Below are 26,270 nucleotides of genomic sequence, written 5' to 3'. Positions count from 1 at the left end.
TTTTCTGGCCTCTTGGCACCCGTACCCATCGCGATCGCCTCAAGGTCCGCGATCCTTCCCAATCGGCTCGTCTCGGATATGGTTATGAACAAGGCACCACCCCTCATGCGACATGCGCGGCTTACGATATCGCCGCCCCGGGATCGCGACGGCATTCGGGATCTCTTGGTTGCCGGCACCGGACAAGGATCCAGGCTTCCGGGCATGGGCCTCCGATATCGGGCGTCCGGCCCTTGCGTGTTGGCGTTCGAGCCGATCGTCGAGGGGTGCCACCACAAGCTGTATGCCCTGGAGGCCCAGGCGCGGCTGGCGCCAGGGCGCTGCCCGGACGCGGTCTGGGATTTTTCCCATGATTGGCTGTCGCGCGCGATCACGACGACGATGCGCCATGGGGCGTATGCGCGACTTGCCGTCAATCTGCCCACGAGCGGGGCCTGCCCGCCCGCGCGCGCGATTGCGGCTGTGCTTGGTGTCGCGCGCGATGCCGGTTTTGCGACGCGGCGCATCCTGTTCGAGGTCCCGCCCGAGGAATGGGCCGCGCCCCACCCGCCGGCGCTTGCGGTCCTGGCGGATTACCGGGACGCGGGTTTTCGTGTCGCCGTCGATCACTTTGGTCAGGGCTACGCGGGTCTTGGCGTGCTCGTGGATTTCCGGCCGGACATCATCAAGATCGATCCGTTGCTCGTGCGCGGCATCGACGAAAGTCGGTCCAGGCAGGTGGCGATGAAAGGCATCCTCGCCATCTCTCGTGACCTTGCCATCGATGTGATGGCCATGGGCGTGGACACCGCCGCCGAGGCCTTGTGGCTTCGAGATCATCAGGTGCGCCTCATGCAGGGCCATTTTGTCCGCGCCGCGCCATCGGTCGCGGAGGCCGGACGCATCGGCCCCTGACGCCGAGAAACGAAACGCCCCTGCGTTCGAACGGGTTTCGGACGCCTCGTCCCGCTGACAGGATCGCGGGACCCGCTCCATCAACTGTTGTCGCTCAGCCTGCCCGCGGCATCGCCGGGGGCCTCGGGGCGCGCCCGGCCGGCAGGCATGATGCCTCCCACCTCCCTCAAGCGCTCGTTTCGTCGACGATCGGGGTGCGGTCCCGGCCCTCCCTATCCTCGCCGCCTTTTTGCGTTACATCCCGGCCCCGCGCTGGGGGCTTACCGTCAAGGCCCACGGTCCAGGGGCGACCATCCCAGGAGCGCGGTGCAGCGGGCCTGCCGCCATGCGGGGTATGGCGTGCGCAGGATCGAGTCCGAGACGCTTTAGGCCCCGTCGGGCCCGCTTTCGACGCCGCCCAAACCCAAATACCCCGTCCCGTAAGGCGTGCCGCTTTCGTGCCCCCTTTACTTACCTCAAAACATATGTATATTTTATTGACCTGATAAGTCAGCTTTATGTCTTTATGCATAGAATAATTTATTTATGGATGGAACAGACCGGGCGGGGTGCCTTCGGGAAAGGCGCGCGATGCGCGGACGGGGTCGGGCGGCGGCCGTAGCAGCAGGCCGCAAGCCCGTGATCTCGTGGCCGCCTATCGGGACAAGAGGACGGCAGTGAAGGCGGCATCGCCGGGAATGACCGGGGCGTTGCCCGTAACATCATCAAGGCTTGAGGAGAGCGTAGACGCATGAGAGGGCTACAGAAGGCGTTAGCACTGGGACTGGGACTGGCAGTCATGACCGCCGCCTATGCCGCGAACCCGGCGGCGACGCGAAAGCCGGTGTCATCGGCGAAGGCCGCCAAGACCGCGACCCACAAGCCCAAGATTAGCACTGGGACTGGGACTGGCAGTCATGACCGCCGCCTATGCCGCGAACCCGGCGGCGACGCGAAAGCCGGTGTCATCGGCGAAGGCCGCCAAGACCGCGACCCACAAGCCCAAGACCGCCAAGCCCAAGGCCGCTCCGGTCAAGGCGCGGCTTCTGACCGGGCGCACGCCGCCGCTCGTGGCCACGCACCCGAAGATGCCCTCGCTCGTGGCCAGCACCTGTTCGGCCTGTCATGGCATGACCGGCATCTCGCCTTTGGGCGAGTTCCCTTCTGACCGGGCGCACGCCGCCGCTCGTGGCCACGCACCCGAAGATGCCCTCGCTCGTGGCCAGCACCTGTTCGGCCTGTCATGGCATGACCGGCATCTCGCCTTTGGGCGAGTTCCCCAACATCGCCGGTCAGGGCGAGCCCTATCTCGTGAAGCAGATCGAGGACTTCCGCAACCACACCCGCGCCGACCCCCTGGCCAAGTCCATCATGTGGGGCATGGCGGCGATGATCCCGCGCAAACTTCCGCAACCACACCCGCGCCGACCCCCTGGCCAAGTCCATCATGTGGGGCATGGCGGCGATGATCCCGCGCAACAAGATCCGCGCGATCGCGCTCTATTTCGCCAGCCAGAAGGGCGCCCCCGGGCAGAGCGCGAACCCGAAGCTCGTGGCCGCCGGGCGCAAGCTCTTCATGGGCGGCAAGATCGCCGACCACCTGCCGGCGTGCATGGCCTGTCATGGCGCCACCGGTCGCGGACTCCTGCCGTGGTTCCCGCGTCTGGCCGGTCAGCATCAGGCCTATGTCATCGCCCAGCTCCAGGCGTTCAAGGACAAGACCCGTACCAATGACCCGCACGCCATCATGCGCACCGTCGCCGGCAAGCTGTCGACCGCGCAGATGACCGCGCTCGCCGCCTACGTCCATACCCTGTAGTGAAGGAGTCCCCGATGGCCCATCCCATGCCCGCGGCCGAGGCCCTGACCGGCCGCGCGGTGCTCGTGACCGGTGCCGGCCAGGGCCTCGGCTACGCCGCGGCGCTCGCCTACGCCCGGCACGGCGCCGAGGTCATCCTGCTCGATCGGCAGGTGGCGGCGCTCGAGGCGGTCTATGACGCGATCGTCGCCACGGGCGCCCCGACCCCCATCGCCCACCCGCTCGATCTGGCGGTCGCCACCCCGCCGACTACACGGCGCTCGCCGCGGCGCTGACCGATCAGGTCGGACACCTGGAGGGCCTCTTGCACAACGCCGCGGTCCTGGAGATGCTGACCCCGCTCGCCTTCCATCCGCACGACACCTGGACCCACACCCTGCAGGTCAATCTCACCGCCCCGTTCCTGCTGACCCAGGCGTGCCTGCCGCTTTTGAGCGCGGCCGCCGACAGCGCGGTGCTCTTTACGAGCGATGCCTGCGCGGCCCACCCCAAGGGCTACTGGGGGCCTATGGCGTGGCCAAGGCCGGGGCCGACAACCTCGCGCTCATGTGGGCCGCGGAGTTGAGCAACACCCCGGTCCGGGTGCACGTCCTCGACCCCGGCCCGGCGCGCACCGAGATGCGGCTGCGCACCCACCCCGGGGCCCCGACCGCCTCGTGGCCGACCCCCGAGGCCCTGATGCCCGCCTATGTCGCGCTCATGGCCGCCACCGGCCACCCCTATCGCGGCCAGCGCGTGCAGGCCCGGGAGTGGATGGAGGGGGCGGATCACGGTCAGGCGTCGTAGGCCTGCAAGCCCGGGGTTCAGGCCGTGGGGCTTATGGGGATGAGATATCTGGCAAGCCGTGACCGCGCGGCACGGCGCAACGACAACGAAGGCTGAGGTAGGAGCATGGGAAAGACGATGAGCGATATGGGTGGTACGGTGGATACAAGCCGCCGGCGCTTTTTAACCATCGCGGCGACCTCCGCCGTGGGGGCGAGTGTCGCGGGGGCGATGGCCACAGTGTTCGTGGAAAGCCTCGAGCCGACCGCGGCCGAGGCCGCGGCGGCATCGACGACCGTTAATCTGGCGCCGATCGAGCCGGGCATGCAGCTGACGGTCCCGTGGCAGAAGAAGCCCGTGATCATCGTCAACCGCACGCCGGAGATGCTGGCGAGTCTGCTCGAGGCCGAGAAGAAGAACTTGCTGAAGGACCCCAACTGTACGGTCCCCCAGCAGCCCCCTTACTGCAAGAACATGTACCGGGCGCGCAAGCCCGAGTGGCTGGTGATGATCCGCATCTGCAATCACCTGTGCTGCATCCCCCATTACCGCCCCAAGAAGGCCCCAAGAAGGCGTCGGTGACGGCGTGGTGGCTCGGGGGCTTCCACTGTCCCTGCCATGGGTCGATGTACGACCTGTCCGGCCGGGTCATCAAGGGTTCCCCGGCCCCGCACAACATGTGCATCCCCGAGTACCACTACGCGCCGAATGGCAAGTCAGTGACCATCACCAAGATGTATCCAAAGGCGCATTTATGTTAGGGGCGGCCAATTCGACGGTCCGCTACACGGATGGCGCATCACAGGCATCCGTGCGGGATCGGGAAAGTGCGGTACTCGCGAGCCTTCGAGGGTCTATGGGTCTCGCGCATCATTGGGACCCGGCCAGCCGGCCGGGTAGGGAGAGAAACGCGGTCCTGGATCGGCCGCTGGCATCGGGCAGGGGTGAACGGATATGAGTAGCAGACTGGCGGACTGGTTCAACGCGCGCTTCCCGGCAAGCGACATGATACGCGAGCACATGACGGAGTATTACGCCCCCAAGAACTTCAACATCCTGTATTACACGGGCTCGCTTTTGCTGTTCATGATGGTCTTGCAGCTCATATCGGGCTTCTTCCTCATGGCCCACTATGTGCCCACGAGCGCGGGGGCCTTCAACTCCGTGCAGGGCATCATGTATGACACGAAGTGGGGCTGGCTCATTCGCTATATCCATGTCGACGGGGTGTCTCTGATCTTCATCCTGCTCTATCTGCACATGGGCCGCGGTCTTTTGTACGGCTCCTACCGCAGACCCCGTGAGTTGTTGTGGGTGATCGGCTATCTCATCTATCTCCTCATGATGGGCGAGGCGTTCTTCGGCTATGTCCTGCCGTTTGGCAACCTGTCGTACTGGGCGGGGGAGGTGATCACCTCCATCATCCATGCGCTGCCGGTCATAGGCCCGGGGCTCACCACGCTCGCGCGCGGCGGCCCGGGGGTCGGGACCGCGACCCTCGAGCGCTTCCTGGCGCTGCATGCGGTGCTGTGGTTTCTCATCATCGCGGCGTTCATCGGGGTCCACATCCTGGCGCTCCACAAGGTGGGCTCGAACAACCCCGACGGCATCGAGATCAAGGACCGCAAGGGCCCAGACGGCGTGCCCGTGGACGGCATCCCCTTCCATCCGTACTACACGGTGAAGGATACCTTCGGGGTGGCGGTGTTTCTCACGATCTTCGCGGCCATCATCTTCTACGCCCCGACCATGCATGGCGTGTTCCTGGAGCGCACCACGTTCTTTCGCGCCAACCCCATGGTGAGCCTGCCGGATGTCACCCCGCCTTGGTATCTCGCGCCCTATTACGCCATGCTGCGCGCGGTGCCGAACATCGCGCCCTATTACGCCATGCTGCGCGCGGTGCCGAACAAGTACGAAGGCATCGCGCTCATGATTTCGGCCATCGTCCTGCCGTTCTTCCTGCCGTGGCTCGATCGTTGCAAGGTGCGTTCGAGCCGCTACCGGCCGGTCTATCGGATCATGATCCTCGTCATGGCCGCGATGTTTTTCACGCTCGCCTACGTGGGCGAACAGCCGCCGCTGCCCAAGTACTTCCTGATCGAACGACTGGGGACCAGTATCTACATCGGCTTCTATGTCCTGCTGCCGATCATCAGCCGTTTTGAACCGACCCGGCCGGTGCCGGAAAGGGTGCGCTCATGAAAACCCCCCTCCGCCTGGCCGTCTTAGGCCCGCTATCTACATCGGCTTCTATGTCCTGCTGCCGATCATCAGCCGTTTTGAACCGACCCGGCCGGTGCCGGAAAGGGTGCGCTCATGAAAACCCCCCTCCGCCTGGCCGTCTTAGGCCCGCTTCTGGCCCTGACCACGGCGGCGTATGCCGCGGTCGCCCCGGTGACGCCACCGGCCCCGCCCGCGCTGCCGTTCACCAAGGCCACGGTCATCGCCGGCGCGCAGTTCTTCGCCGATCACTGCAGCGCCTGTCACGCGGTGAGCAATCTGCGCTATAACCGCCTGGCCACGGATCTCGGCATGACCAAGACCGAGATCCAAAAGACCATCATGCTCCCCGGCGGGAGCAGTTACCTGAAGGGCATGAAGCCGGCCATGACCCAGGCCCAGGCCAAGAAGTGGCTGGGGCTGCCGCCGCCGAACCTGAGCCACATGGCCCGCGCCCTCGGGCCACGCTTCCTCTACACCTATCTCACGTCGTTCTACTGGGATCCGAAGCGCCCCTCGGGCTGGAACAACCACGTGTTCCCGAACGTCGCCATGCCCAACATCCTGGCCCCGTGGGGCGGCATCGTCACCAAGACCGGCAAGGTCCTCGTTCTACTGGGATCCGAAGCGCCCCTCGGGCTGGAACAACCACGTGTTCCCGAACGTCGCCATGCCCAACATCCTGGCCCCGTGGGGCGGCATCGTCACCAAGACCGGCAAGGTCCTGGTGCCGGGGCGCGAGTCGCCGGCCGCCTACCACCGCCAGGTGGCCGAGGTCGTGGCGTTCCTGCGCTACGCCTCCGATCCCTCGGTCTTCGAGCGCCGCGCCCTCGGCCGCTATGTGATGCGCTACGCCTCCGATCCCTCGGTCTTCGAGCGCCGCGCCCTCGGCCGCTATGTGATCGGGGTGTTCGTCATCCTCTCGATCTTGGCCTACCTCCTGAAGAAGGATTATTGGCGGGAGGTGTGGGCCGGGAAGGCCCGCAACCCCAAGGCCAAGACCGGCTCCTCCGACGCGTCGCCGCCCACGGAGGGCGGAGACTCCACTCATACGTCATCCTGGAAGGCGTCCACGACGGCGTCTCCCGATACGGGTCCACGGAGCGGACCCTGAACGATTGCTAGCGGGGTTTGCGCACCGGTACGTCCCCTAGGCGTCCGGTGCGCATTTTTTATCCAGCGCCGCAAGACCGCGACCCACCCTTAGCCCCCGACAGCGATTGCATCCCGGTTTCGCGCGCCAACCGTGCGACACGCCCCGTCTTCTTCCGTACCCCCCGCACTTTGCCCGTGCTCCTGCCGGAATCCGCCAATCCCAGATCCCGGGTGCGACCGATGGCCGCCGGCTGCCCGTTGTACGCCCTCGTGCATCGCGCGGATCAATCGGCGGCCGAATGACGGTCTTCCCAAGGTCAGGCCCGCCGCGCGACCCGCAGCCAGCGTTGGCCCCGCACGCTCGGCGCCCGCCGCTCACAGCCCCCCGGAACGATCGGGGATCCGCGGGCCGCAGAACGGGAAGGGAATCTTGACGCGCCGTGATGGTCCTTCGCCATGCCTCCCGATCCTTACCCCAATCCGCTGTTTGCACCTGCGGCGGCGCCCCGAAATGCGGTCTTTCCCGCCTTTGTTCCGCAAGGCCCCCTGGGTGGGAGACGCCCCGGGTTTCCGTGGTGGCCCGGGCTCGGAGGAATGGCGGCGGACCTCACGCGCGCGCCGTCAATAAGGCCGCACGGAGCCCCTAAGCGCGTGCATATCGTGCACGACATCTTGTATACATCATCATACCGACGCATGCACAAAAATGGGCGTATCAGAGGTGGAACACGGCGTTCCTGGTGCGACGTTCCAGGCCACACCGTTGCCTCGCGCCTGATGCCGTCATGGGTCTGTGGACATTCTCTTCCATTGACCGCGATGGTACATATATTGCTATGGGCCGCCCATCGATAATCCGAAAAGTGAGGCCTATATGTCTTGTCTCGCGCGCAAACCCCGCAGGGCCGCGGTCTCGTCTCTCGCGCGCCTCGCGGCTGTCACCCGCAACCGCTACCACCGTGCCCGCACCGCCGCGTCGGGATCGCTTCGTGGCGTGGTACGCGCCTTCAACCGTCACCATGCCCTGTCGGTATCGTGCGCCCTTGTTGTGGTCCCCGTACTCCTTGCCGGTCCGGCCGCCTATGCCGCGCCCGCACGCGCGCCTATCGCGTACGATCCCACGCCCCGCATCGGCATCGTCATTCCCATCGGGCCGCCGCACTACGGCGCCATAACCCGCCACGTCGCGGCCCCGAGTACACGCCGGTACGGGCCGTTTACCTTTCATGCGGGGACCATTGACAAGATCCCTGTCGTCTATTGCATACAACCCTTTGGCGGTGAGTTCACGCGTAGCCTGTCGGCCCAGGCGATGGCCATCCATTTTCATCTCAAGGCGATTCTCTACCCGGGTACGTCCGGTGCCCATGTCGCGCCGCCGCGCATGCTGATCGGGGATGTCGTACTCGGCGCCAAGCAGGTGAACTTCGGCAACTTCTTCATGACGCGTTCCGGGCGGCTCGTGCCCGATGAGTTCCATGGCGTGAGCTCCATGGGGAAATACATGGATATCTACTTGAATCCGCGGCTACTCAGGGATCTTGCGTGCAGCGCGCATCACGTGGCGTCGACCACTACCCTGCCGGCGTGGTTGAACAAGGGTTACCGCCAGACCGCGCCCCGTATCTACTTCTACGGTATTCAGGGAACCTCTTCCATGTGGCTCGCCGACAAGGCCTTCATCGCCAAGACCGATTCCGTATTCCACGAGGTCGATGAGGACGGGGACTGGTTCTCGGCGGTGGTCTCGGCCCTGTATCACATTCCCTTCATCGAGGTGAGCACCATATCCGACAGCATCCTCGAACTGCCCCATACGCGCGCGGGCGTTCCGTATCCGCCGGCGGGCGCGCCGGGCGTGAGTGCGTCGGCCATCACCCAGAACATCAGTGACGCCATCATGGTGTCGTTCATCAAGCGCTACGGCCATGACCTCCTCACGAAGTCTTACGCGACGCCATTCTCGGACCCTTATACGCACGCCCGCTATGAGCACCCGACCGCGCCGCATGGTCTCCTGGGCAAGACCGGATGCGATTGAGGACGCGGACGAAAGAACGGCTGAGCTTTTAATGACAATACAAGAAAAGTCCTAGGGAGGACACGGTATCACGGTATGAGAAAATGACAAGAACGGTGGCCCTGTTGGCGTTGTCCATGGGCGCCGATGCGCATGCCGCCGTCGTAGCAAGGTGAGGTGATGGGTTCGTCGCGGTTCGAGAGCGGCATGCCTGCGATCAGGCGGGCAGTTCGCCGACAGGAAGGAACTCGCCCTGATCGGTGTCTTGCAGGCTGATGTGTTCGAGGCGCCACTGGTCGACGCGCCGCAGGTCGGCCAGGGTCATGTGCGTATCGGCCAGCGCCTCGCAGGCATCGAGCGCGATCTCGGTCGCCTCGCAAGGCATGCCGTAAGCCTCCTTGAACAGATCGCGCAGTGCGGCCGCAGCGTCCTCGGCCGCCTGCCGCGCGTTGCGACCCCCCTCGCGGGCATCATAGACGATCGACAGAGAAAGCGCATAAGGTTCGCTCTCGACGGTCTCCGTGAATCGTTGTTCACCTAGGTCCAAAAACAGTCCAACAATATGTCGAGCATAAGGCGCCAGAAGCCTGGCGATCTGTCGTTCCACCGTCCGGCCGCGAACGGGTTTCCGTAATCGTCTCTCGAAGGCGTCTGGGAAGGCCGGACGGCCATATCGGGCAGCCAGCCATTGTTTCAGCACGCGTTTTGTCTCCGAGACGAGCGCGGCGGCCTGGTCGCGCACCGCGCCCCCAAGGAAGCCGGGTCTTGGCAGAATACGTTTTTGCTGATGCTGAAGCTCAAGGACCAATGGTTCTGCGTCTGGACCCATGATGTAAGGCAGGTGAAGGCGGCGCGGGTTCTTCGCGTACGTAAGTTGCGGGTCGGGTCTCGGGCCCCGAACGACGGTCTCGGCCACGATTACCTCGACTGCGGCCTCGGCATCATTCGCCAGATCACAGTCGTGGCTTATCAACGACGCGACGAAGGTCACCATCTCCCTCGGTGAGCTGGAGCCGGGCGGCGGTCTCGCGAGTCAAAAGATCGCCCTGCCGCGGTCCCTCGTACTGCGTGCAGGTCTTCTCTATCATGGAATCAGCGCTCGCCGGATCCGGGGATGGATAATTCGGTGCGCCAGTCTTCCGAGGGCGGTGCCTTGGTCTTTGCCAATCCCGAACGCTCGTAGGCCGCATTCATGGCCCGTGCTTCGGCGATCGACGCCTCAATATGCCAAGGTAAGAGCGCATCGGCCGCCACCAAATCCATCAAGGACGCCCCATCAAACTCCTTGATTTTCAGGATATGGGCGGCGCGCGTGACCTCGGCCTCGCGGAACGCGTCGGCCACGCGGCTTAAGGTGCGGATCCGGGCGAATTTATCCGGCTCGGGCGTGGATTCGCCCCCCATCCACTTGTATATGGCCTGCCTCGAGACACCAAAAACCGTGGCCAGATCGACGATGGCCGGGCTCAGGGTCTGCCGGATGTTCGCCAGGTGGTCGGATGGGGAGCGCAGATCCAGGCGCCGCTCTTGCTGGTCCTCGGTCGTCCCTATCGTGACTACGAACGAGACCCGGGGCTGTACCAGGGAGCGCCAGTCGCACGCCCGGGCCGTCTCGAAGATGCTGCCGGTCCCATTGAGGGCAAGCGGTGAGCCGAGCAGGACGAATGCCGCGGCCGCAATCGCCGTGGTGGGTGGTGCCAGTCTAGGAAGAGGTGGGGTTATGGGAGACATGACAGACCCTCCTTCAGGTCCATGCGGTCCGCGCATGATCAGTCGTCGCCGCCCCGAAAACCGCCTTGAGGGCCACGTGCAGCGAGACCAGCTGTTTGGCAAGCAGGTCCTTATCGACCGGCATGCGACCTTCCACATAATGATCCGTATCGATGACCGCGTGCGCCCGCACATCCGGAATATCGAATCTCGGGTTCAGGGTCAGACCCCGGGGGCGCATGTCCGGCGGAAACCCTAGGCGCGCCGTCATCTTGTAGACTCGGATTACCAGGGTCCCCTTGGGGACCAGCGGTCCGGTCTCTGTCCCAAAGACCGCCTCCGTCAAGGCAAAACGGGGTGTGGCTGCGAACGCGATCCCGTGTAAGCCATTGACCAGATAATGCTCCACGGTTTCGCCGGCCCTCGGCAATATCGCGTCGAGATAACGCAGGCCCAGTCGCGTGACGTGATCCAGCGCCACCACTTCATGAACGATCGCCAAGCCGCGCATCAATTCCGGGATAAATTCTTTGTGTGTCGCATAGTGGGTTGTATGGTAAGTGATCGCCGTTGGTCCCAGGATGAAACCGGCCGTACGATCGCTGCGCGTGATGAGCCAGGAGGCGGTCTGGGCGATTTGCGGTTCCGCCGGCTGGGTCTGACCGGGGCCCGGCACCACGAGTTGCGTGATTGGTTGAGCCTCGAACAGCGGGTATCCCGCGCGCCGGAGCCGATCTTGGATCTCCTCGACGTATTTTGTCATGGCCGTGACGGGACTGAAGTGCGCCTGCGCCAGCGCATAGTAAACCGGTGCGCTCACCATCCTGTCGCTCATGGCCAAGTCTCAAGGCAGTGGTTGACATTCCAGTTTACGCCCGAGACGGCGGTGTGACCAGGGATCCGTGACGCCCAAAATTCCGGGACCCCGTCATGAATGGGTCGCGCGGCCATGTGCCCGGCGAGGCGCATAAGCTGTTCGCGTTCCCGGCCGCCACGCTCGCGGCGAGCCACCCGCGCCTCAGCGGATGGCCCCGCCCCCACCGGTCCTTATTGCCCGAGAGCAACATGTCGCGGTTCGGGGCGCGATCGCGATACTCAATTTCCGCCTTCTGCCCCCGTCGCGAGCGCGGCCTCGATCTCCGGTCGCGTCAGGTGTGGCACGAAAAGCGCGATGAAGTCGTACATGTACCGCCTGAGGTAGGCGCCGCGCCGGATCCCGAGCCGTGACACGCTCGCCGGAAACAGGTGGCTTAAGTCGAGTGCGCGCAGGCCCCGGTCGCGTCGCGGGTCGAAGGCCATGTGCGCGACGATGCCGATACCAAGACCCAGCTCGACGTAGGTCTTGATGACGTCGGCGTCGATCGCGGTCAACACCACATTCAACGCAAGCCCGTGCTGTTCGAAGGCCTCGCTGATCTTGCTACGCCCCGAGAACGCCAGATCGTAGGTCACCACCGGGTAGCGGGCGAGGGTCTCTAATGACACCCGGCGGGCCTTGAGCAGCGGATGGCCGGGCGGGCAGATGGCGCAGTGATTCCATTCGTAGCAGGGCAGGGTGATGAGTTCGTCGTAGCGGGTGAGGGCCTCGGTGGCGATGCAGAAGTCCGCCTCCCCGGATATGACCTGTTCGGCGATCTGCTGAGGGTTGCCCTGGTGCAGTGACAGGCGCACATCGGGATAGAGGCGGCTGAATTGTCGTATGGTCTCGGGCAGGACATAGCGTGCCTGGGTGTGGGTCGTGGCGATGGTCAGGCGTCCGCGCGCGTCGTTGCGAAAGTCCTCACCCAGGCGCTTTAGGTTCTCGGCATCGCGCAGCATGCGCTGGGCGATCGCCACCAGGGCCTTCCCGGGTTCGGTGATCGCCACCACGCGCTTGCCGTTGCGCACCAGGATGTCGACGCCAAGCTCCTCCTCGAGCAGCCTCAGTTGTTTGCTGATCCCCGGCTGCGAGGTATGCAGGGCCTCGGCGGCCGCCGACATGCTCAAGCCCTGGCGCACGACCTCGCAGAGATAGCGCAGCTGCTGAAGCTTCATGATCTCCCTCTATATAACGGTAAGGAATAAATAAGTAACTCGATATTCGTTGTCAATATAAAGCAACTTCGTTAAGTTGTCGCGCATCGCCGTTCGCGGCAGGTATTCAAGACCCCGGCGCAGGCCGGGGTGACACGCAGGAGGGAAGATGGCTTGGGAACGAAAGGCGCAGGAGGTCGGCCGGCGGCTGGTGGCCATAGAGCGCGACCATGCGCCCGCGGTATTCGCCAGCAGCCTTGGCCTTGAGGATATGGTGCTCACCGACCTCATCATGAAGCATGCCCCCGGGATCGGCATCTTGACGCTTGATACCGGCCGGTTGCCCGAGGAGACCTATCGCCTGATGGATCAGGTGGCCGGGCGCTACGGTGTGCGCATGGCGGTGTATTTCCCCGATACCGCGGCGGTGGAGGGATTCACGCGTCGCCATGGCCTGAACGCCTTTTACGAAAGCGTGGCCCTGCGCCGCGAGTGCTGCCGCATCCGCAAGGTCGAGCCCCTGGGAAGGGCGCTCGCCGCCAAGAAGGCCTGGATCACGGGGCTGCGCCGCGAACAGGCCGCCACGCGCCAGGAGGTGGCGTTCTCGGAATTCGATGGCGATCACGGCCTCTCCAAGTTCAACCCGCTCGCGGATTGGACCCTGGCCGATGTCTGGGGCTACATCCGCGCGTTCGATGTGCCCTACAACACGCTCCACGACCGGGATTATCCGAGCATAGGCTGCGCGCCGTGCACGCGCGCCGTGGCGCCTGGCGAGGATCTGCGCGCCGGCCGCTGGTGGTGGGAGAGCGGCGAGACCAAGGAGTGCGGCTGCCATGCCCGCGAAGAGGAGCCTCTTGCCGAGCGGCATGGGACGGCGTGAACCAGGCGTGAAGGGCCAACGGATGCGCGCGTGACGCACATCCCGTCCGCGGCAAACCCCAGAAAATCGAACGACGAAGAATGAAATGACAGGAGCTCCAATATGAAGGACAACACGGTCAGGAAGATTGATGATACGGACGCGGGGCTTGTATGCGACCTGGGTCGACGGGCATCGCCGGCGCCCGGCTTCCGGCGCAAGCGTGCCTTCGATGCCGCGCGCTCGGCCACGGACCCGCTGGAGGCCTTGGAGAGCGAGGCCATCCATATCCTGCGCGAGGTCGCGGGCGAATTCGCAAATCCGGTGCTGCTGTTTTCGGGGGGCAAGGACTCGATCGTTCTGGCGCGGCTCGCCGAGAAGGCGTTCCGGCCCGGGCGTTTCCCGTTTCCGCTTTTGCATATCGACACCGGCCACAACTTCCCGGAGGTCATCGCGTTCCGCGATCGCTATGTCGCCGGGATCGGCGAGCGCCTGCTCGTGCGCTCCGTCGAGGACTCGATCCGCGAAGGGCGGGTGGTGGTCAAGGATCCGACCGCGAGCCGCAACGCCTTTCAGTCGGTGACCCTGCTCGATGCCATCTCCGAGCTCGGCATCGACGCCTGCATCGGGGGCGCGCGTCGCGACGAGGAGAAGGCGCGCGCCAAGGAGCGGGTGTTCTCGTTCCGCGACGTCTTCGGTGAGTGGGACCCGCGCAACCAGCGTCCCGAGCTCTGGAACCTGTACAACACGCGCGTCCACAAGGGGCAGCACATGCGCGTGTTTCCCTTGAGCAACTGGACGGAGATCGACGTGTGGCGCTACATCGCGCGCGAGGACCTGATCGTGCCCTCGCTCTATTTCGCGCATGAGCGCGAGGTCGTGCGCCGCGGATCGGTGCTGGCGCCGGTCTCGGATCTCATCCGGCCGGCACCCGGCGAGACGAGCGAGACCCTTTCGGTGCGCTTTCGTACGGTGGGCGACATGAGTTGCACATGCCCGGTCGTCTCGAAGGCCGCGACGGTCGGCGAGATCATCCGCGAAACCGCGGTCGCACGTGTCTCCGAGCGCGGCGCCACGCGCCTCGACGATCAGGTCTCGGAGGCCTCCATGGAGCTGCGCAAGCGCGAGGGGTATTTCTGATGTCAACGACCGAGATGACGGCAACCAATGCCGGCTTCGACACGCCGGAATCCCATCCCAAGGACCTGTTGCGGTTCATTACCGCCGGCAGTGTCGACGATGGCAAAAGCACCTTGATCGGCCGGCTCCTGCACGACGCCAAGGCCTTGATGGACGACCATATCGATGCGCTGGCGCGCACCGCCGCGCGCCGCGGGCTCAAGGAGCTGGATCTGTCGCACGTCACCGACGGCCTGCAGGGGGAGCGTGAACAGGGCATCACCATAGATGTCGCCTATCGATCCTTTGAGACCGCGCGCCGGCGGTTCATCATCGCCGATACGCCAGGTCACGAGCAGTACACGCGCAACATGGTGACCGGGGCCACCAACGCCGATGTGGCGGTGGTGCTCGTGGACGCCTGCAAGTACTGGTTGCCGCAGTCGCGGCGCCACGCGTGCATAGCCGACACCGTCGGCATCCGTCAGCTGATCGTGGCCGTGAACAAGATGGATCTGATCGGCTATTGCGAGGCGGCGTTCGCCCATATCCGCGACGAGTTCCTGGACTTCGCGCGCCACCTGCGTTTTACGCGCGTCACGTTCATACCGATCTCGGCCCTGAAGGGCGACATGGTGGTGGAGCGCGGCGGGAGTCTCCCGTGGTATGTGGGCCCGACCCTGCTTCAGGCCCTGGAGCAGGCCGATATTCCGGATGCCGCCGGTGGTGCGCACGGGGCGCCCTTCCGCTTTCCGGTGCAGTGGGTGAGCCGTCCGGGCGCGCCCGGACGCGCCGCGCGTCGCGGTTACATGGGGCGCGTGGCCTCGGGGGGTGTGGCGGTCGGTGACGAGGTCATGGTGCTGCCGTCGGGACGGCGCACGCACATCGAGGAAATCGACACCCACGATGGCGGGCTCGCGCGTACCCAGGCGCCGCAATCGGTGACCTTGTACCTGGAAGACGATGTCGACGTGGCGCGCGGCGATATGATCGTGGCGCCGCCCACGCCGCCTGCGGTCACGAAGGCCTTCGCGGCCACCGTCTGCTGGTTGGGTGCCGAGCCCATGAGCCTGCGCCGCCGGCGCTACCTCATAAAGCACGGCACCAAGACCGTGTCGGCGCTGTTCTCGCGGCCCAGTTATCGCCTGGATATCGCCACGCTCGAGCGCGACACGGGGGCAGCGACGCTTGTCATGAACGACATCGGCCGCGTCAACGTGCAGGTGCAAGACCCCTTGCCCTGGGATACGTACACCGCCAACCGCGCCACCGGATCATTTATCGTCATCGATGCGCTTACGCACGACACGGTAGGGGCGGGCCTGATCGAGGGATCGGCGGATGCCCCCGAGGCGCTGGCGTCATGAGGACCGCCTATTTCGTGAAGGCATCAAGCGCCGCCGCGCCGCAGGCCGGGACCGTTGCCACCACGCTGCAGGCCGCGGGGTTCACGGCCGATACGCCGGTGACCCTCGTCGACTGGGCGGCGGTGATGCGCGCGTGCCGCGTAAGGACCACGCTCGGCACCCTCGACCGCGAGGCGGCGCAAGACGGGACGTCGCCGGCACTGGTCCTGGTCGGGGAGATCCCGGAGGCGGTCATGCCGCCGGTGGCCGCCGCCGAAGCCGGGGACGACGAGGGGGACGCGTTTCTCGCCTATGGCCGCTCGTGGTTTTGCTAGCCGCGCGAGCGCGGGTGCTAGGTCCGTGAACGCCTCGGCGCACAAGACCCCGTTGAGTCCGGCCAAGACCGGCGCCCTGCAGGCGCTTGTCGAGGGCCTGTCGCGCGAGCAGGTGGCGTGGGTGAGCGGCTACCTGGCCGGCCTCGGCGCCGTTACGGAGGGTCAAGCGGCCCCCGCCGCCGCGCCGGCCCCCGAGGTCATGGTGCTCCATGGTTCCCAGACCGGGAACGCCGAGCGCGTCGCCCGCGATCTGCACGCGCGCCTTGCCGAGCGTGGGCTTGGCGCGCGCATCGACAGCCTCGGGGCCTATCCGACCGCGCGCCTGAGGCGCGAGCGGGTGGTGCTCATCGTCATCAGCACCTACGGCGAGGGCGAGCCGCCCGACGCCGCGCAGGCCTTCCATGCCTTCGTGATGGGTGAGCGCGCCCCGCGCCTCGCGGACCTCCGTTACGCGGTGTTGGCCCTCGGCGATCGCGGCTATGAGCGCTTTTGCCAGACCGGTCGCGATCTCGACGCGCGACTCGCGGCGCTCGGCGCCACGCGCCTTCACGGGCTCGGCGAATGCGATCTCGACTACGAGGAGACGGCGCGCGCGTGGGGCGATGCGGTGCTGGAGGCCCTGGCGGACGGGGTCGTATCGCCGCCTGTCCCGGCGCTGCGTCTGGTGGCGGCATCGCCGGTCTGCGACCGCGCGCGGCCGTGCCCCGCGGTGCTTGTCGAAAACACCCGCATAACCGGACGCGGGTCGAGCAAGGACGTGCGCCATGTGGTGCTCGCCCCGGCATCGCCGCTTACCTTCGAGCCGGGCGACGCCCTCGGGGTCGTGCCGCGTAATGAGCCGGAGCTCGTCGCCGGTATCCTCGCGGCCACCGGATTGCAGGGTTGCGAGCGGGTCTCCGATGCGCGCGCGGGGGACATGGAGCTTGCGACGGCGCTGGAGGGTCGCTATGAGATCCGCGTTCTGTCCCGGCCGTTCCTCGAACGCTGGGGCGCGCTGGCCTGCGCCGCGCCCCTGAAGGCGCTGCTCGTGGCCGGAGAGGCGGATGCGCTCAAGGCCTATGGCGCCGATCGGGATGTGGGCGATGTGATGCGCGAATTCCCGGTGAAGGGGCTGTGCGCCGACGAGCTCCTGTCGGCCCTGCGGCCGCTTGCGCCGCGTCTCTATTCCATCGCCTCGAGCGGCCGCGCCGATCCCGACCATGTCCATCTGACGGTGGGGGTGGTGCGCTACGAGGCCCGTGGTCGCGCGTATCGGGGTGTGGCCTCGACCTGGCTTGCCGAGCGCGTGGCGAGCGGGGCGGAGGTGCCGGTCTATGTCCACGTCAACGAGCGCTTTCGGCTGCCCGCGGACCCGGCGACGTCGATCCTGATGGTGGGCGCCGGCACCGGTGTCGCCCCGTTCCGGGCGTTCCTGGAGGAGCGCGCGCTCCTCGGGGCCACCGGCGCCCACTGGCTCATCGTCGGTGACCGGCGGTTTGAGAGCGACTTCCTCTATCAGCGCGAATGGTTGGATTACCGCCGCAAGGGGGTGCTGCAGAGGCTCGACGCGGCATTCTCGCGCGACGCCCCGCGCAAGGAATACGTGCAGCACCGCCTGCTGGCGGCGTCGCGGGAGGTCTATGGCTGGTTGGCCGAGGGCGGCCATCTGTATGTCTGTGGCGACGCGCGCGGCATGGCCGAGGGCGTCCACGCCGCCCTGCTTACGATCGTGGAACGCGAGCGGTGCTGTGGCCGCGAGATGGCCGCGGATTATCTGCGCGCGTTGATGGCCGAGGGCCGTTATCAGCGCGACATCTATTGATCCACCCTTCAAGGAACACCTGCATGACAAAGTCGAGTTCCGCGGACCGCCCGCTGACGGAGGAGGAGACCCTGAAGGCGCATAGCCGGCGGCTGCGCGGCACGATCGCCGAGGGCCTCTCCGATCTCGTGACCGGGGCCCTGGATCCGGCCGACGCCAAGCTCCTCAAGTTCCACGGCGCCTATGGCCAGGATGATCGCGACGTACGCATCGAGCGCCACGAACAGAGGCTGGAGCCCGCGCACAGCTTCATGGTGCGCGTGCGCATGCCAGGCGGCGTGTGCACGCCCGCGCAGTGGCACGGGCTTACCGTTTTGGCGCGCGAACAGGCCGCCGGCGCATTGCGCATCACCACGCGCCAGACCGTGCAGTTCCATGGTGTCTTGAAGCCCCGCCTAAAGCCCTTGATGGCGGGCTTGGGCGCGCTTGGCCTCGACAGCATCGCCGCCTGCGGGGATGTGAATCGCAATGTGATCTGCCACAACCATCCGGCGACCTCCGCTGTCCATCGCGAGATCTACGATCTCGCCTCCGCGCTCAGTACCGCGTTCCTGCCGCGTACCGGCGCCTACCGCGAGATCTGGTGGGATGAGCCGCCGGGGGAGGGGGCGGGCGCGGAGGACGAGCCCTTGTACGGCCCCACCTATCTGCCCCGCAAGTTCAAGATCGGCATCGCCGTGCCGCCGACCAATGACGTGGATGTCCTGGCGCAGGACCTGGGCCTCATCGCCATCGTCGAGGGCGAGCGCTTGGCGGGCTTCAACGTGGCCGTGGGCGGCGGCATGGGGGCCACGCACGGCGATCGGGCGACCTATCCGCGACTCGCGGATGTCATCGGATTCTGTGAGCCCGGGCAGGTGCTGGCGGTCGCCGAACAGGTGCTGCGTATTCAGCGTGACGCCGGTGATCGCACGAACCGGCGTCACGCGCGCCTCAAATACACGATCGATGACCGCGGGCTTGCGTGGTTCAAGACGGAACTCGCCGGGCGCCTCGGATATACCCTGAGCCCCGCCCGCGACTATCGCTTCACGACCCGCGGCGATTGTCTCGGATGGGTCGAGGATGCCCAAGGGTACTGGCATCTCACGCTGCGGGTGCAAGCCGGCCGCGTATGTGACCAGGGCGCATCACGCCTCTTGACCGCGCTCGCCTGCATCGCGCAGATCCATGAGGGCGACTTTCGCCTGACCCCCAACCAGAATCTCACGATCGCCGGGGTGAGCCGCGCCCAGCGTGCCGTCATCGAGGAGCGGCTCGCCGATCATGGCGTGACAGGGCCGGCCGACCCGAAGGGCGTGCGCCGCCACGCCATCGCCTGTGTCGCCCTGCCGACCTGCGGGCTTGCCATGGCCGAGGCCGAGCGCGCCCTGCCCGGGCTCCTGGAGCGCCTGGAAGCAGTTCTTGGATCCCTGAGGCTCGATCACGAGGCGATCTCCGTGCGCCTGTCCGGCTGCCCCAACGGTTGCGCGCGCCCGCGGCTTGCCGAGATCGGGCTCGTCGGCAAGAGCCTCGGTCGCTACCAGCTTTACCTGGGCGGCGGATTCGCGGGTGAGCGCCTGAACACGCCCTACCGAGGAAATCTCTCCCTGGATGAGGCGGTCGCGGTGCTCACGCCGCTATTCGCCGACTACGCCGCGCACCGCTATCCGGCCGAATGCTTCGGCGATTTCGTGATCCGCGCAGGCCACATCACCATGCCCGATGCTTCCTGAAACCTGCCCACAAAGGAGAAGAGCCCATGACGTTGTCTATCGGCGATACCGCACCGGATTTCCTGCAGGAGTCCACCCTCGGTCCGCTGTCGTTCCATAGCTGGCTCGGCGATGACTGGGGTCTGCTGTTTTCGCATCCCGCGGATTACACCCCGGTATGCACCACGGAACTCGGCGAGACCGCGCGGCTCATGCCCGACTTCGCACGCCGCGGCGTCAAGGTCGCGGCGCTGTCGGTAGACCCGGTCGATTCCCACAAGGACTGGATCCATGACATCAACGATACCCAGGCCGTGCGCGTGTTGTTTCCGATCATAGCCGACCCCGACCGCAAGGTCGCGGCGCTCTATGGCATGATCCATCCGAATGCCAGTACCGCCGCCACCGTGCGCTCGGTATTTTTCATAGACCCCGACAAGAAGATCCGCGCCACCATCACCTATCCCGCGAGCACCGGCCGCAACTTCGCCGAGATCCTGCGGGTGATCGACTCGCTGCAGCTTACCGATTGCCACCCGGTGGCCACGCCCGTGAACTGGCAGAATGGTGGCGAATGCGTCATCGTGCCCTCATTGAAGGATCCCGAGGCCTTGCGCCAGGCCTTCCCGGCGGGCTATCGGGAGCTACGCCCCTATCTGCGGTGGGCGCCGCAACCCAAGCCCTGACGGTACCGGGTGCCATATGAAGACGCTCAGGGGACCGGGCTTGTGGTTTATATCCCCCAAGCGCCATCCTCGGCCCCGGTGGCTTGAGGCCGCCGGGGCCTCATCATAAGCGCAATCGTCAGTGGTGGGATGAGTGGGGACGCGGCGAGAATCGGGTCGCCAGCACCCGCGTGCCGCCCAATATCGCGAGCAGTACCCCGAGGGCGAGGAGGTCCCGCCAGTTCAAGTGGTGGGCATAGAGCCCCACGAACACCTCGCGCAGCACGAACACGAAGCCGACCTCGGCCAGCACCTGGAGGCGGATGCGATGGAACTCAAGGTAATCCGTGAAGCTCCGAAAGAGTTCGATCAGGATGAACACCGACAGCACGTCCGACACCAGATGTTGGCCGGTGGCCTTGACGAGATCGTGAGAGGCCATCGTGCCCATGCCCTGAACCGCCTCGATCAAAAGCTTGATGGCGGCGAAGTAGTCGAAGATGAGGCCCGCGATCGCGCCCAACAGGGTGGCAAGCATGATGAAGATCAGGGTGATGATCATGCCGTCCAGGAGCCGTCCCTGGAAGCGGATGACGCGCAGGCGCGCCGGTGAGAGCGGGGCGTTCGGGGGGCTATTCGCCGACGTTTGGTGTTCTGTCATAAGTGAGATGCCTACCCTGTTTCGCCGTCCTTGCATCCGCGCCCACGATGCCTGTCTTGATCTCGCGGGCCCCGGCGTTCCTTGCGTTTCTTGGAGAGTCTAGCATGTTCCCCGGATTGCACGGTGTCCCGGCAAGGGGCCGTCCGGGGCGGGGCGGTCTTTAATAGGGTGTCGCCATCGAACATGGATCGCGGCGGCACCGGGGCGGTTAGGCGTGGCGGGGGTTCGGCGCGAATCGAAGCGTGTCACAAAGGGCGTGGGGGCACACGCCACGCCCCGTGCCGAAATGTCCCAAGGTACCCGCGCGCGTGACCCATCGGCGCCGAGGTCCTGCCCCGCCGCCATCGCGGCGGGGTGCCGTGGGCGTTCCTGATGGCTCGGGTGGTCACGGACGCCCCGGGCCCTCCGTGTTCAGAGAGGCAGGTAGAGGAGACAGTAGCCGCGTGGGCTGACATGCCCCTGGACCACCTGGCAGAGCCCCGCGCGCATCATGCCAGGACCCATGGCGCCCCCCATCATGCCGTGTCCGGCCTCGCCCCCGGCGGGGATGAAGTGCTTGCACATGCCGCACATCTTGCCGTCATGGGGACGGTCCTGATAATGCGCGATGGCCTTTGTGAGCTTGGCGGGAGCGGCCCGGGCGGTGCCCTCCAGAAATGGCAGCGCGGCGATTCCCGTGGCCGCCGCGGCCACGGCCTTGAGCCAGTTCCGCCGGGATAGCTTGGATGATGTGTTCATCGTTGGCACCTCCAACCTGATAAGGGCCCTGGGCCCCCGATGATGCTACGCCGCCCCCCTGTCCGCCGCCAGCCGTGGCACCCGAACCGGGAGGCGCTGCCAACCCGGACATCGCCCCGCCGGTCCCATCCCCGGGGCGCGGGCGGGGATGCGCGCGCATGTCGGGGCGCGAGATCCGTCGGGCGGGCGGGGGCGGGTTTTCGTGCCTCGATGATCGCGGAATGGCGATCAGGCATCCCGGCCCGAGCGAGGTCGCGGACTCCGGCCATCGATAGGCCGGAATCCCTCATCCGAAAGGCCCCTCGCGACGCGTGTGGCAGCGGGTGCAGCGCACCAGGACCCAGCGTCTTGCCGAGTGCGGGCTTGCGGGGGGGGGGGGGGGGGGGGGGGGGGGGGGGGGGGGGGGGGGGGGGGGTGCCGGTTGCCAGCCGCACTCCCAGATCGCAACGCTCCACGCGCCCCCCGCAGCGTGGACAGACCCCGGCGCTTATGGGGTGCGCCAACTGGCGAAATTCCATCTCCGTGAAAAACACCCGATAGACTCCTTAAAGGGCGCCCGCGCCAGGCGCCTCTGCGCGTCACCGCCCTTGATATTGGACGTTTTTCCCCCGTTTGCGTCAATCTCATCCGGGATTTGCTACTTGAGGCACCGTCTGAAAGGGTCTATGGTTTCCGCGAGAAGCGCGTAAAGCGCCCCGGGAGTGTGCATGCCGGAAAGCAAGAAGCCCATCATCAAGCGGCCGCGCGCCTCGCGGCCCGCTCGCACCTCGGCGTTCACCCCCCCCCCCCCCCCCCCCCCGCCCCCCCCGCATGGGCCGGGCGTGAGCCCATCGCCGGCATCTCTCCAAGCGGCGTTGGCGGAGGGGCGCATCCAGGCGGCCTATCAACCCATCGTCGCCTTGGATACCGGTGCCATCGTGGCCGAGGAGGCCTTGGCCCGTTGGGTCACCCGCGATGGGGCGCTGATACCGGCGGGGGCCTTCATCGAGACCGCGGCGGCCGCCGGCATGCTGGCCGCGATCGACGAGGCGGTGCTCACCCAGACCTTGGCGCGGTGTCACGATCGTCGTGTCACGGGATTAACCCCACGCCTGCATTTCGTGAACATCTCGACCGCGCTCTTGTGCGCGCCGGAGCGCTTGGCGCGTCTTGCCGGGGTGGCGGCCGCCTGCGGGACGCAAGAGGCCACGGACGACCCGCGGCTACGCTCGCTCGTGGTCGAAATCACCGAGCGTGAACTCATCCCACATCTGCAGATCCTGGCGGGCCTGCTGCATCCGCTGCTTGCGGCCGGGGTGCGGCTTGCGCTCGATGATTTCGGCAGCGGCTACTCATCCTTTCTGTATCTCGCCGATCTCCCCATCTCCTTTCTGAAGATCGAACAGGCCCTGATTGCCCGCGCGGGATACGACAAACGCGTTGACACCATGATTCGAAGCATCGGCCGCCTCGCCGAAGACCTCGGCATCGTCACCATCGCCGAGGGCATAGAGTCGGCGGCAAGCGCCCGGGCCGTGGCCGCCCTGGGGATCTCCTGGGGTCAGGGCTATCACTTCGGACGGCCAACCCAGGACTGATCCGTTCGGCACCGGAAGTCCGGCCGGCCGCCACGCCTCGCTACGGACCACCCCGTTGTCGATAGGGCCATTGACGTCCCCGATTACAGTCTCGCTTGTCCGCCATGCACCCCGTTCGCGCCCCTATCGCCCGGATTCGGATTCGCAAGCTAGAAGGGCGTTCTCCCGGTCGGAGCCAGGGCTGACTTACAAGCCTTTTGGTACGGTTTCTACGTCGGCGCGTGTTGTGGCCCGCCCCCTTTTGTGACATGCGACTGACTCGTCTTGTGCGACACGGTGCTTGGCAAAGGCTTTGCCTCCTTTAACCAAGCCACGTCCGCACGCGGCAATCGCCATATACGATAGGAGTTCGGGCCGTCGATCTGTTCTGCGCATGCCCCGGGCCCGCTTTCGCTCGTCCGATTTATGTCCCGCCGGCTTATGTAAAAGGCGCGCCCTGCTTGTGCGACCATGCAGACCTCCAAGGGGCCATGTTGGGGTTTGGTGACGAAGCCCGGCAGGATACGTCCCTCACTTACGTCTGGCTTGAGATAAATGGTTTCATCGATACCACCCATCCCGGATAAGCGCATTACAAAGAGCGTCACGGGGGCCCACTGCCCAATGACGAATACGATGAGAGATAGAGCAATTGCCGCGACAAGAAGGTTTCTAGACGATCCGTTTTGGCCTTGCGCAGCGCGCACGCCCAACGCGTTCCCCAGGGTGGTTAGGAGCACTGCCGTCGCGATAAGGAAGAATGCGATCCTGTAGTTTTCATTCTGGCTCATAGACTGCCCTGATACAGCGGCCGCAGCCTCAAGCCAGCTAAGCGCCAGCGCCAGGAACCCGCCAATTGCCCGAAAGCACCAGTTGGAAAATGCGATGCGACAGGCATTTTCATGAGATTTGCCATGCGACGCCGCTGCCTTCGTGCGTATCTCACTATCATCGGAATCTTTTCTCGGGCCGTGCGTCGCTGGTTCCCATAATCCGGACAATATATCGATGCCGACACCAAGGAACGCTACTGCTATCGCTGCTGAGACCAATCCAAGAAGCGCAAAAGGTAATAATAATGACAATAAGGCCAAACCTATACCGAACACTATCGTCACGAGGCCATAGAGTCGAGGATTTTGTAACGTGACACCCCGTTGGATAGGGGCGAGCACGTAAGAGACGATCGCTGGTGTCGCCATTAAAAGCATAACCATCATGAACGCGACTACAAAGAGGCTGGCATATTGCGACGCCGCAACCTTCGGAAGAATCCATAGCGCCGAGCGCCCTGACAAATAGAAGTACGGCAGCAGAAATCCAAGCAAAACGGCAATCATTGCAGAGAATATGGAACCGAACCGAGCGATACTGGCAAGATCTTTCAAGGTGTGGCGCTTCACGTTAATAAATCCCTCACGAGAATTGATAATTATCAATAGGAAAATTTACAATAATTCCGGAACAGGAAATATGCATGAGTAGCTCATAAGTTAATGGGACCATAAAGTCAATGGCGTTGTAGATTGCGGTGCGCGGGAGCCATAAGGCTTCATAGGCGACGGCCAGATCCCGCTATATGGGCATGAGTCGAACGCGCTAAGGCGTGGAGGCGCGGATGGGGGGGGGGGAGCCATAAGGCTTCATAGGCGACGGCCAGATCCCGCTATATGGGCATGAGTCGAACGCGCTAAGGCGTGGAGGCGCGGATGGGGGGGGGGTGACGGAAGCCGGTCCTTGATCGCAAAGACCCTCAGGATATCTGGGACGAACGCGCCGTCTAAGCGTTGTGGTCCGACGAAGCAGATGCCATCACTATTGCTGCGAACCCTGGGCGGTCTGATTGTTTACCGATGCCGCATCCGATCGCCTCGGTCCCGGTCCTGGTGCCGTGCGAAAGAGCGATCTGCTGACCCGGTACGGTGTCTGAGCGGTACTAACGATGCCGCTGCCCAGCCGCAGAACGTAGGTGACGCTGCGCTCAGTTCGCCACGGAGGGGAGGTTGCACCCGCGGCGCGGTTGGGTGCGAGGCGGGATTGGTGCAGATCTGCACCCGCTCGGAATCGTAACGGTGCCGATCAGCCGCTTCGGGGTTCGGGAAGCACGCCATCATGCCCCGGTCTCAGTCTCTTCTGCCTGCGATAGGGATCGGGTACACTCGTCTGCCATGAGCCTTCTTTTCTGGCGCGCGCCGCGCATCCCGGTCTTATCGCTTCGCGGTATCATCGCGGCCAAGCCCTACGCCATAAGTCTCGCCGCCTATCGCGAGCCGATCGAGCGGGCCGTGGCGCTGGCCAAACCCCGCAAGCGCCTTATCCTTTCGATCGAGAGCCCCGGGGGGTCACCGGTGCAGTCGGACCTTGTCGCGAGCTTCATCCGTGAGCGCGCGCAGGAGCAGGACGTGAAGGTGCTCGCGGTTATCGGGGATGTGGGGGCCTCCGGGGGCTACTGGATCGCGTGCGCGGCCGATGAGATCTATGCGAACCGCATGAGTATTGTCGGTTCTATCGGGGTGATCGGGGGTGGATTCGGATTCGCCGAATTCATTGCCCGTCACGGTATCGAGCGGCGCATCTATACAGCGGGCGAACATAAGTCACGCCTCGATCCGTTCCGCCCGGAGCAGGCCGACGACCTCCTCTTTACTAAAGAACTCCTCACTGACATGCATGCCGAGTTCAAGGACTGGGTGCGCACCCGTCGTGGCAGCCGCCTGGGGCCCGAACCCGAGGTGTTCGATGGCTCTTATATGTTGGGGAGCAAGGGCAAGACCCTGGGTCTCATAGACGGCTTCGCGAGCGTCGACTCGCTGGTGCGCGAGATCGGTGGCAAGCGCGCCAAACCGGTCATGATCGGACCAAAGCGTGCGCGGGGCCTCATGCGCTTCATGGGCCAGAGCGCCCTGGAAGCGGCCTTCGACGTAGCCGAGGACCGTCTCGCCCATCCGCGCCTGCGACTCTGAGCGCTTTCCAAC

The 26,270-nt window shown here is 65.3% G+C and carries 28 protein-coding genes; 20 read left to right on the top strand and 8 right to left on the bottom strand.

What is annotated here, in order from left to right; translation table 11 throughout:
* Positions 1 to 84: 84 nt before the first annotated feature.
* Positions 85 to 894 carry an EAL domain-containing protein gene (locus C4901_RS15675; protein WP_168185771.1) on the top strand — a complete coding sequence of 270 codons (810 nt, stop codon included), beginning with the start codon at positions 85 to 87 and terminating at the stop codon, positions 892 to 894.
* A 907-nt stretch (positions 895 to 1,801) separates the two neighbouring features.
* Here the strand turns inward: C4901_RS15675 and C4901_RS15670 are convergent.
* Complete coding sequence (locus tag C4901_RS15670) at positions 1,802 to 1,984, bottom strand: hypothetical protein (protein WP_110136120.1); 183 nt, start codon at positions 1,982 to 1,984, stop codon at positions 1,802 to 1,804.
* A 345-nt stretch (positions 1,985 to 2,329) separates the two neighbouring features.
* Between C4901_RS15670 and C4901_RS15660 the strand changes: the two genes are divergently transcribed.
* From C4901_RS15660 to C4901_RS15620, 9 genes are all read left to right on the top strand, one after another.
* A complete protein-coding gene (locus C4901_RS15660; protein ID WP_168185770.1) occupies positions 2,330 to 2,692 on the top strand; it encodes a c-type cytochrome in 363 nt (120 codons plus the stop codon).
* 14 nt (positions 2,693 to 2,706) lie between these two features.
* Entirely contained in the window at positions 2,707 to 2,967 is a 261-nt protein-coding gene (locus C4901_RS18945; RefSeq protein ID WP_110138128.1) for an SDR family NAD(P)-dependent oxidoreductase, read from the top strand.
* On the top strand, positions 2,964 to 3,257 hold the full coding sequence (locus C4901_RS18940; RefSeq protein ID WP_110138127.1) for an SDR family NAD(P)-dependent oxidoreductase: 294 nt from the start codon (positions 2,964 to 2,966) through the stop codon (positions 3,255 to 3,257). Before C4901_RS18945 ends, C4901_RS18940 begins: the two co-directional genes overlap by 4 nt.
* The gene (locus tag C4901_RS15645; RefSeq protein WP_168185769.1) at positions 3,206 to 3,478 is read left to right on the top strand and encodes a hypothetical protein; all 273 of its coding nucleotides are present in this window, start codon (positions 3,206 to 3,208) and stop codon (positions 3,476 to 3,478) included. Before C4901_RS18940 ends, C4901_RS15645 begins: the two co-directional genes overlap by 52 nt.
* A gap of 117 nt (positions 3,479 to 3,595) precedes the next feature.
* The gene (petA, locus tag C4901_RS15640; protein WP_240611783.1) at positions 3,596 to 4,039 is read left to right on the top strand and encodes a ubiquinol-cytochrome c reductase iron-sulfur subunit; all 444 of its coding nucleotides are present in this window, start codon (positions 3,596 to 3,598) and stop codon (positions 4,037 to 4,039) included.
* Positions 4,036 to 4,218, top strand: coding sequence for a Rieske 2Fe-2S domain-containing protein (locus tag C4901_RS18740; protein WP_240611782.1), 183 nt, complete (start codon positions 4,036 to 4,038; stop codon positions 4,216 to 4,218). Before petA ends, C4901_RS18740 begins: the two co-directional genes overlap by 4 nt.
* Positions 4,219 to 4,411: 193 nt before the next feature.
* Positions 4,412 to 5,662 carry a cytochrome b N-terminal domain-containing protein gene (locus tag C4901_RS15635; protein ID WP_110138125.1) on the top strand — a complete coding sequence of 417 codons (1,251 nt, stop codon included), beginning with the start codon at positions 4,412 to 4,414 and terminating at the stop codon, positions 5,660 to 5,662.
* A gap of 688 nt (positions 5,663 to 6,350) precedes the next feature.
* Entirely contained in the window at positions 6,351 to 6,794 is a 444-nt protein-coding gene (locus C4901_RS15625) for a hypothetical protein (RefSeq protein WP_145960758.1), read from the top strand.
* Positions 6,795 to 7,649: 855 nt separating this feature from the next.
* Positions 7,650 to 8,816, top strand: a complete 1,167-nt coding sequence (locus C4901_RS15620) for a hypothetical protein (RefSeq protein WP_110138122.1) — start codon at positions 7,650 to 7,652, stop codon at positions 8,814 to 8,816.
* 196 nt (positions 8,817 to 9,012) lie between these two features.
* On the opposite strand, the gene C4901_RS18290 is transcribed toward C4901_RS15620, so the two are convergent.
* Positions 9,013 to 9,537 (bottom strand): hypothetical protein, encoded by a 525-nt coding sequence (locus C4901_RS18290; RefSeq protein WP_205736072.1) that lies wholly within the window; start codon positions 9,535 to 9,537, stop codon positions 9,013 to 9,015.
* A 39-nt stretch (positions 9,538 to 9,576) separates the two neighbouring features.
* Here C4901_RS18290 and C4901_RS18285 point away from each other — a divergent pair, with 39 nt between their 5' ends.
* Positions 9,577 to 9,801, top strand: a complete 225-nt coding sequence (locus tag C4901_RS18285) for a hypothetical protein (protein WP_205736071.1) — start codon at positions 9,577 to 9,579, stop codon at positions 9,799 to 9,801.
* A gap of 86 nt (positions 9,802 to 9,887) precedes the next feature.
* On the opposite strand, the gene C4901_RS15610 is transcribed toward C4901_RS18285, so the two are convergent.
* From C4901_RS15610 to C4901_RS15600, 3 genes are all read right to left on the bottom strand, one after another.
* A complete protein-coding gene (locus C4901_RS15610; protein ID WP_205736070.1) occupies positions 9,888 to 10,526 on the bottom strand; it encodes a hypothetical protein in 639 nt (212 codons plus the stop codon).
* A gap of 13 nt (positions 10,527 to 10,539) precedes the next feature.
* Positions 10,540 to 11,340: a TIGR04255 family protein gene (locus C4901_RS15605; protein WP_205736069.1), complete on the bottom strand. Its 801-nt coding sequence runs from the start codon at positions 11,338 to 11,340 to the stop codon at positions 10,540 to 10,542.
* A 260-nt stretch (positions 11,341 to 11,600) separates the two neighbouring features.
* A complete protein-coding gene (locus tag C4901_RS15600) occupies positions 11,601 to 12,539 on the bottom strand; it encodes a CysB family HTH-type transcriptional regulator (protein WP_110138120.1) in 939 nt (312 codons plus the stop codon).
* A 148-nt stretch (positions 12,540 to 12,687) separates the two neighbouring features.
* Between C4901_RS15600 and C4901_RS15595 the strand changes: the two genes are divergently transcribed.
* From C4901_RS15595 to C4901_RS15565, 7 genes are all read left to right on the top strand, one after another.
* Entirely contained in the window at positions 12,688 to 13,401 is a 714-nt protein-coding gene (locus C4901_RS15595) for a phosphoadenylyl-sulfate reductase (RefSeq protein WP_110138119.1), read from the top strand.
* 102 nt (positions 13,402 to 13,503) lie between these two features.
* Positions 13,504 to 14,520, top strand: a complete 1,017-nt coding sequence (gene cysD, locus C4901_RS15590; protein ID WP_110138118.1) for a sulfate adenylyltransferase subunit CysD — start codon at positions 13,504 to 13,506, stop codon at positions 14,518 to 14,520.
* Entirely contained in the window at positions 14,520 to 15,866 is a 1,347-nt protein-coding gene (locus C4901_RS15585) for a sulfate adenylyltransferase subunit 1 (protein ID WP_205736068.1), read from the top strand. Before cysD ends, C4901_RS15585 begins: the two co-directional genes overlap by 1 nt.
* The gene (locus C4901_RS15580) at positions 15,863 to 16,180 is read left to right on the top strand and encodes a hypothetical protein (protein ID WP_110138117.1); all 318 of its coding nucleotides are present in this window, start codon (positions 15,863 to 15,865) and stop codon (positions 16,178 to 16,180) included. The genes C4901_RS15585 and C4901_RS15580 overlap by 4 nt, the downstream gene beginning before the upstream one ends.
* 25 nt (positions 16,181 to 16,205) lie before the next feature.
* Positions 16,206 to 17,981: a sulfite reductase flavoprotein subunit alpha gene (locus C4901_RS15575; protein ID WP_205736067.1), complete on the top strand. Its 1,776-nt coding sequence runs from the start codon at positions 16,206 to 16,208 to the stop codon at positions 17,979 to 17,981.
* A gap of 23 nt (positions 17,982 to 18,004) precedes the next feature.
* Positions 18,005 to 19,696 carry an NADPH-dependent assimilatory sulfite reductase hemoprotein subunit gene (locus C4901_RS15570; protein WP_110138115.1) on the top strand — a complete coding sequence of 564 codons (1,692 nt, stop codon included), beginning with the start codon at positions 18,005 to 18,007 and terminating at the stop codon, positions 19,694 to 19,696.
* Between the two features lie 26 nt (positions 19,697 to 19,722).
* A complete protein-coding gene (locus C4901_RS15565; protein WP_110138114.1) occupies positions 19,723 to 20,361 on the top strand; it encodes a peroxiredoxin in 639 nt (212 codons plus the stop codon).
* 118 nt (positions 20,362 to 20,479) lie between these two features.
* Here C4901_RS15565 and C4901_RS15560 read toward each other — a convergent pair whose 3' ends face one another.
* Both C4901_RS15560 and C4901_RS15555 read right to left on the bottom strand, forming a co-directional pair.
* On the bottom strand, positions 20,480 to 21,001 hold the full coding sequence (locus C4901_RS15560) for a phosphate-starvation-inducible PsiE family protein (RefSeq protein WP_110138113.1): 522 nt from the start codon (positions 20,999 to 21,001) through the stop codon (positions 20,480 to 20,482).
* Positions 21,002 to 21,412: 411 nt separating this feature from the next.
* A complete protein-coding gene (locus C4901_RS15555) occupies positions 21,413 to 21,739 on the bottom strand; it encodes a hypothetical protein (RefSeq protein WP_110138112.1) in 327 nt (108 codons plus the stop codon).
* A gap of 821 nt (positions 21,740 to 22,560) precedes the next feature.
* Here C4901_RS15555 and C4901_RS15550 point away from each other — a divergent pair.
* Positions 22,561 to 23,316, top strand: coding sequence for an EAL domain-containing protein (locus tag C4901_RS15550; protein WP_168185768.1), 756 nt, complete (start codon positions 22,561 to 22,563; stop codon positions 23,314 to 23,316).
* A gap of 209 nt (positions 23,317 to 23,525) precedes the next feature.
* Here C4901_RS15550 and C4901_RS15545 read toward each other — a convergent pair whose 3' ends face one another.
* Positions 23,526 to 24,698, bottom strand: a complete 1,173-nt coding sequence (locus C4901_RS15545; protein WP_110138110.1) for a hypothetical protein — start codon at positions 24,696 to 24,698, stop codon at positions 23,526 to 23,528.
* A gap of 765 nt (positions 24,699 to 25,463) precedes the next feature.
* On the opposite strand from C4901_RS15545, the gene C4901_RS15540 reads away from it, so the two are divergent.
* Entirely contained in the window at positions 25,464 to 26,258 is a 795-nt protein-coding gene (locus tag C4901_RS15540; RefSeq protein WP_110138109.1) for a S49 family peptidase, read from the top strand.
* Positions 26,259 to 26,270 lie beyond the last annotated feature (12 nt).

The organism is Acidiferrobacter sp. SPIII_3, from assembly GCF_003184265.1.
In the GTDB taxonomy this organism is placed as follows: Bacteria; Pseudomonadota; Gammaproteobacteria; order Acidiferrobacterales; family Acidiferrobacteraceae; genus Acidiferrobacter.
Note: the sequence above shows the minus strand (reverse complement) of the source record. Positions and strands in the feature narration are given on the sequence as shown.

Excerpts from the sequence above, each read along its gene's own strand:
- C4901_RS15625 (WP_145960758.1), top strand. The coding sequence starts at position 6,351 with ATGCCCAACATCCTGGCCCCGTGGGGCGGCATCGTCACCAAGACCGGC.
- C4901_RS15565 (WP_110138114.1), top strand. The coding sequence starts at position 19,723 with ATGACGTTGTCTATCGGCGATACCGCACCGGATTTCCTGCAGGAGTCC.
- C4901_RS15570 (WP_110138115.1), top strand. The coding sequence starts at position 18,005 with ATGACAAAGTCGAGTTCCGCGGACCGCCCGCTGACGGAGGAGGAGACC.
- C4901_RS15675 (WP_168185771.1), top strand. The coding sequence starts at position 85 with ATGAACAAGGCACCACCCCTCATGCGACATGCGCGGCTTACGATATCG.
- petA (WP_240611783.1), top strand. The coding sequence starts at position 3,596 with ATGAGCGATATGGGTGGTACGGTGGATACAAGCCGCCGGCGCTTTTTA.
- C4901_RS15580 (WP_110138117.1), top strand. The coding sequence starts at position 15,863 with ATGAGGACCGCCTATTTCGTGAAGGCATCAAGCGCCGCCGCGCCGCAG.
- C4901_RS15660 (WP_168185770.1), top strand. The coding sequence starts at position 2,330 with ATGGCGGCGATGATCCCGCGCAACAAGATCCGCGCGATCGCGCTCTAT.
- C4901_RS15560 (WP_110138113.1), bottom strand. The coding sequence starts at position 21,001 with ATGACAGAACACCAAACGTCGGCGAATAGCCCCCCGAACGCCCCGCTC.
- C4901_RS18945 (WP_110138128.1), top strand. The coding sequence starts at position 2,707 with ATGGCCCATCCCATGCCCGCGGCCGAGGCCCTGACCGGCCGCGCGGTG.
- C4901_RS15635 (WP_110138125.1), top strand. The coding sequence starts at position 4,412 with ATGAGTAGCAGACTGGCGGACTGGTTCAACGCGCGCTTCCCGGCAAGC.
- C4901_RS15595 (WP_110138119.1), top strand. The coding sequence starts at position 12,688 with ATGGCTTGGGAACGAAAGGCGCAGGAGGTCGGCCGGCGGCTGGTGGCC.
- C4901_RS15540 (WP_110138109.1), top strand. The coding sequence starts at position 25,464 with ATGAGCCTTCTTTTCTGGCGCGCGCCGCGCATCCCGGTCTTATCGCTT.
- C4901_RS15600 (WP_110138120.1), bottom strand. The coding sequence starts at position 12,539 with ATGAAGCTTCAGCAGCTGCGCTATCTCTGCGAGGTCGTGCGCCAGGGC.
- cysD (WP_110138118.1), top strand. The coding sequence starts at position 13,504 with ATGAAGGACAACACGGTCAGGAAGATTGATGATACGGACGCGGGGCTT.
- C4901_RS15605 (WP_205736069.1), bottom strand. The coding sequence starts at position 11,340 with ATGAGCGACAGGATGGTGAGCGCACCGGTTTACTATGCGCTGGCGCAG.
- C4901_RS15620 (WP_110138122.1), top strand. The coding sequence starts at position 7,650 with ATGTCTTGTCTCGCGCGCAAACCCCGCAGGGCCGCGGTCTCGTCTCTC.
- C4901_RS15555 (WP_110138112.1), bottom strand. The coding sequence starts at position 21,739 with ATGAACACATCATCCAAGCTATCCCGGCGGAACTGGCTCAAGGCCGTG.
- C4901_RS15610 (WP_205736070.1), bottom strand. The coding sequence starts at position 10,526 with ATGTCTCCCATAACCCCACCTCTTCCTAGACTGGCACCACCCACCACG.
- C4901_RS15585 (WP_205736068.1), top strand. The coding sequence starts at position 14,520 with ATGTCAACGACCGAGATGACGGCAACCAATGCCGGCTTCGACACGCCG.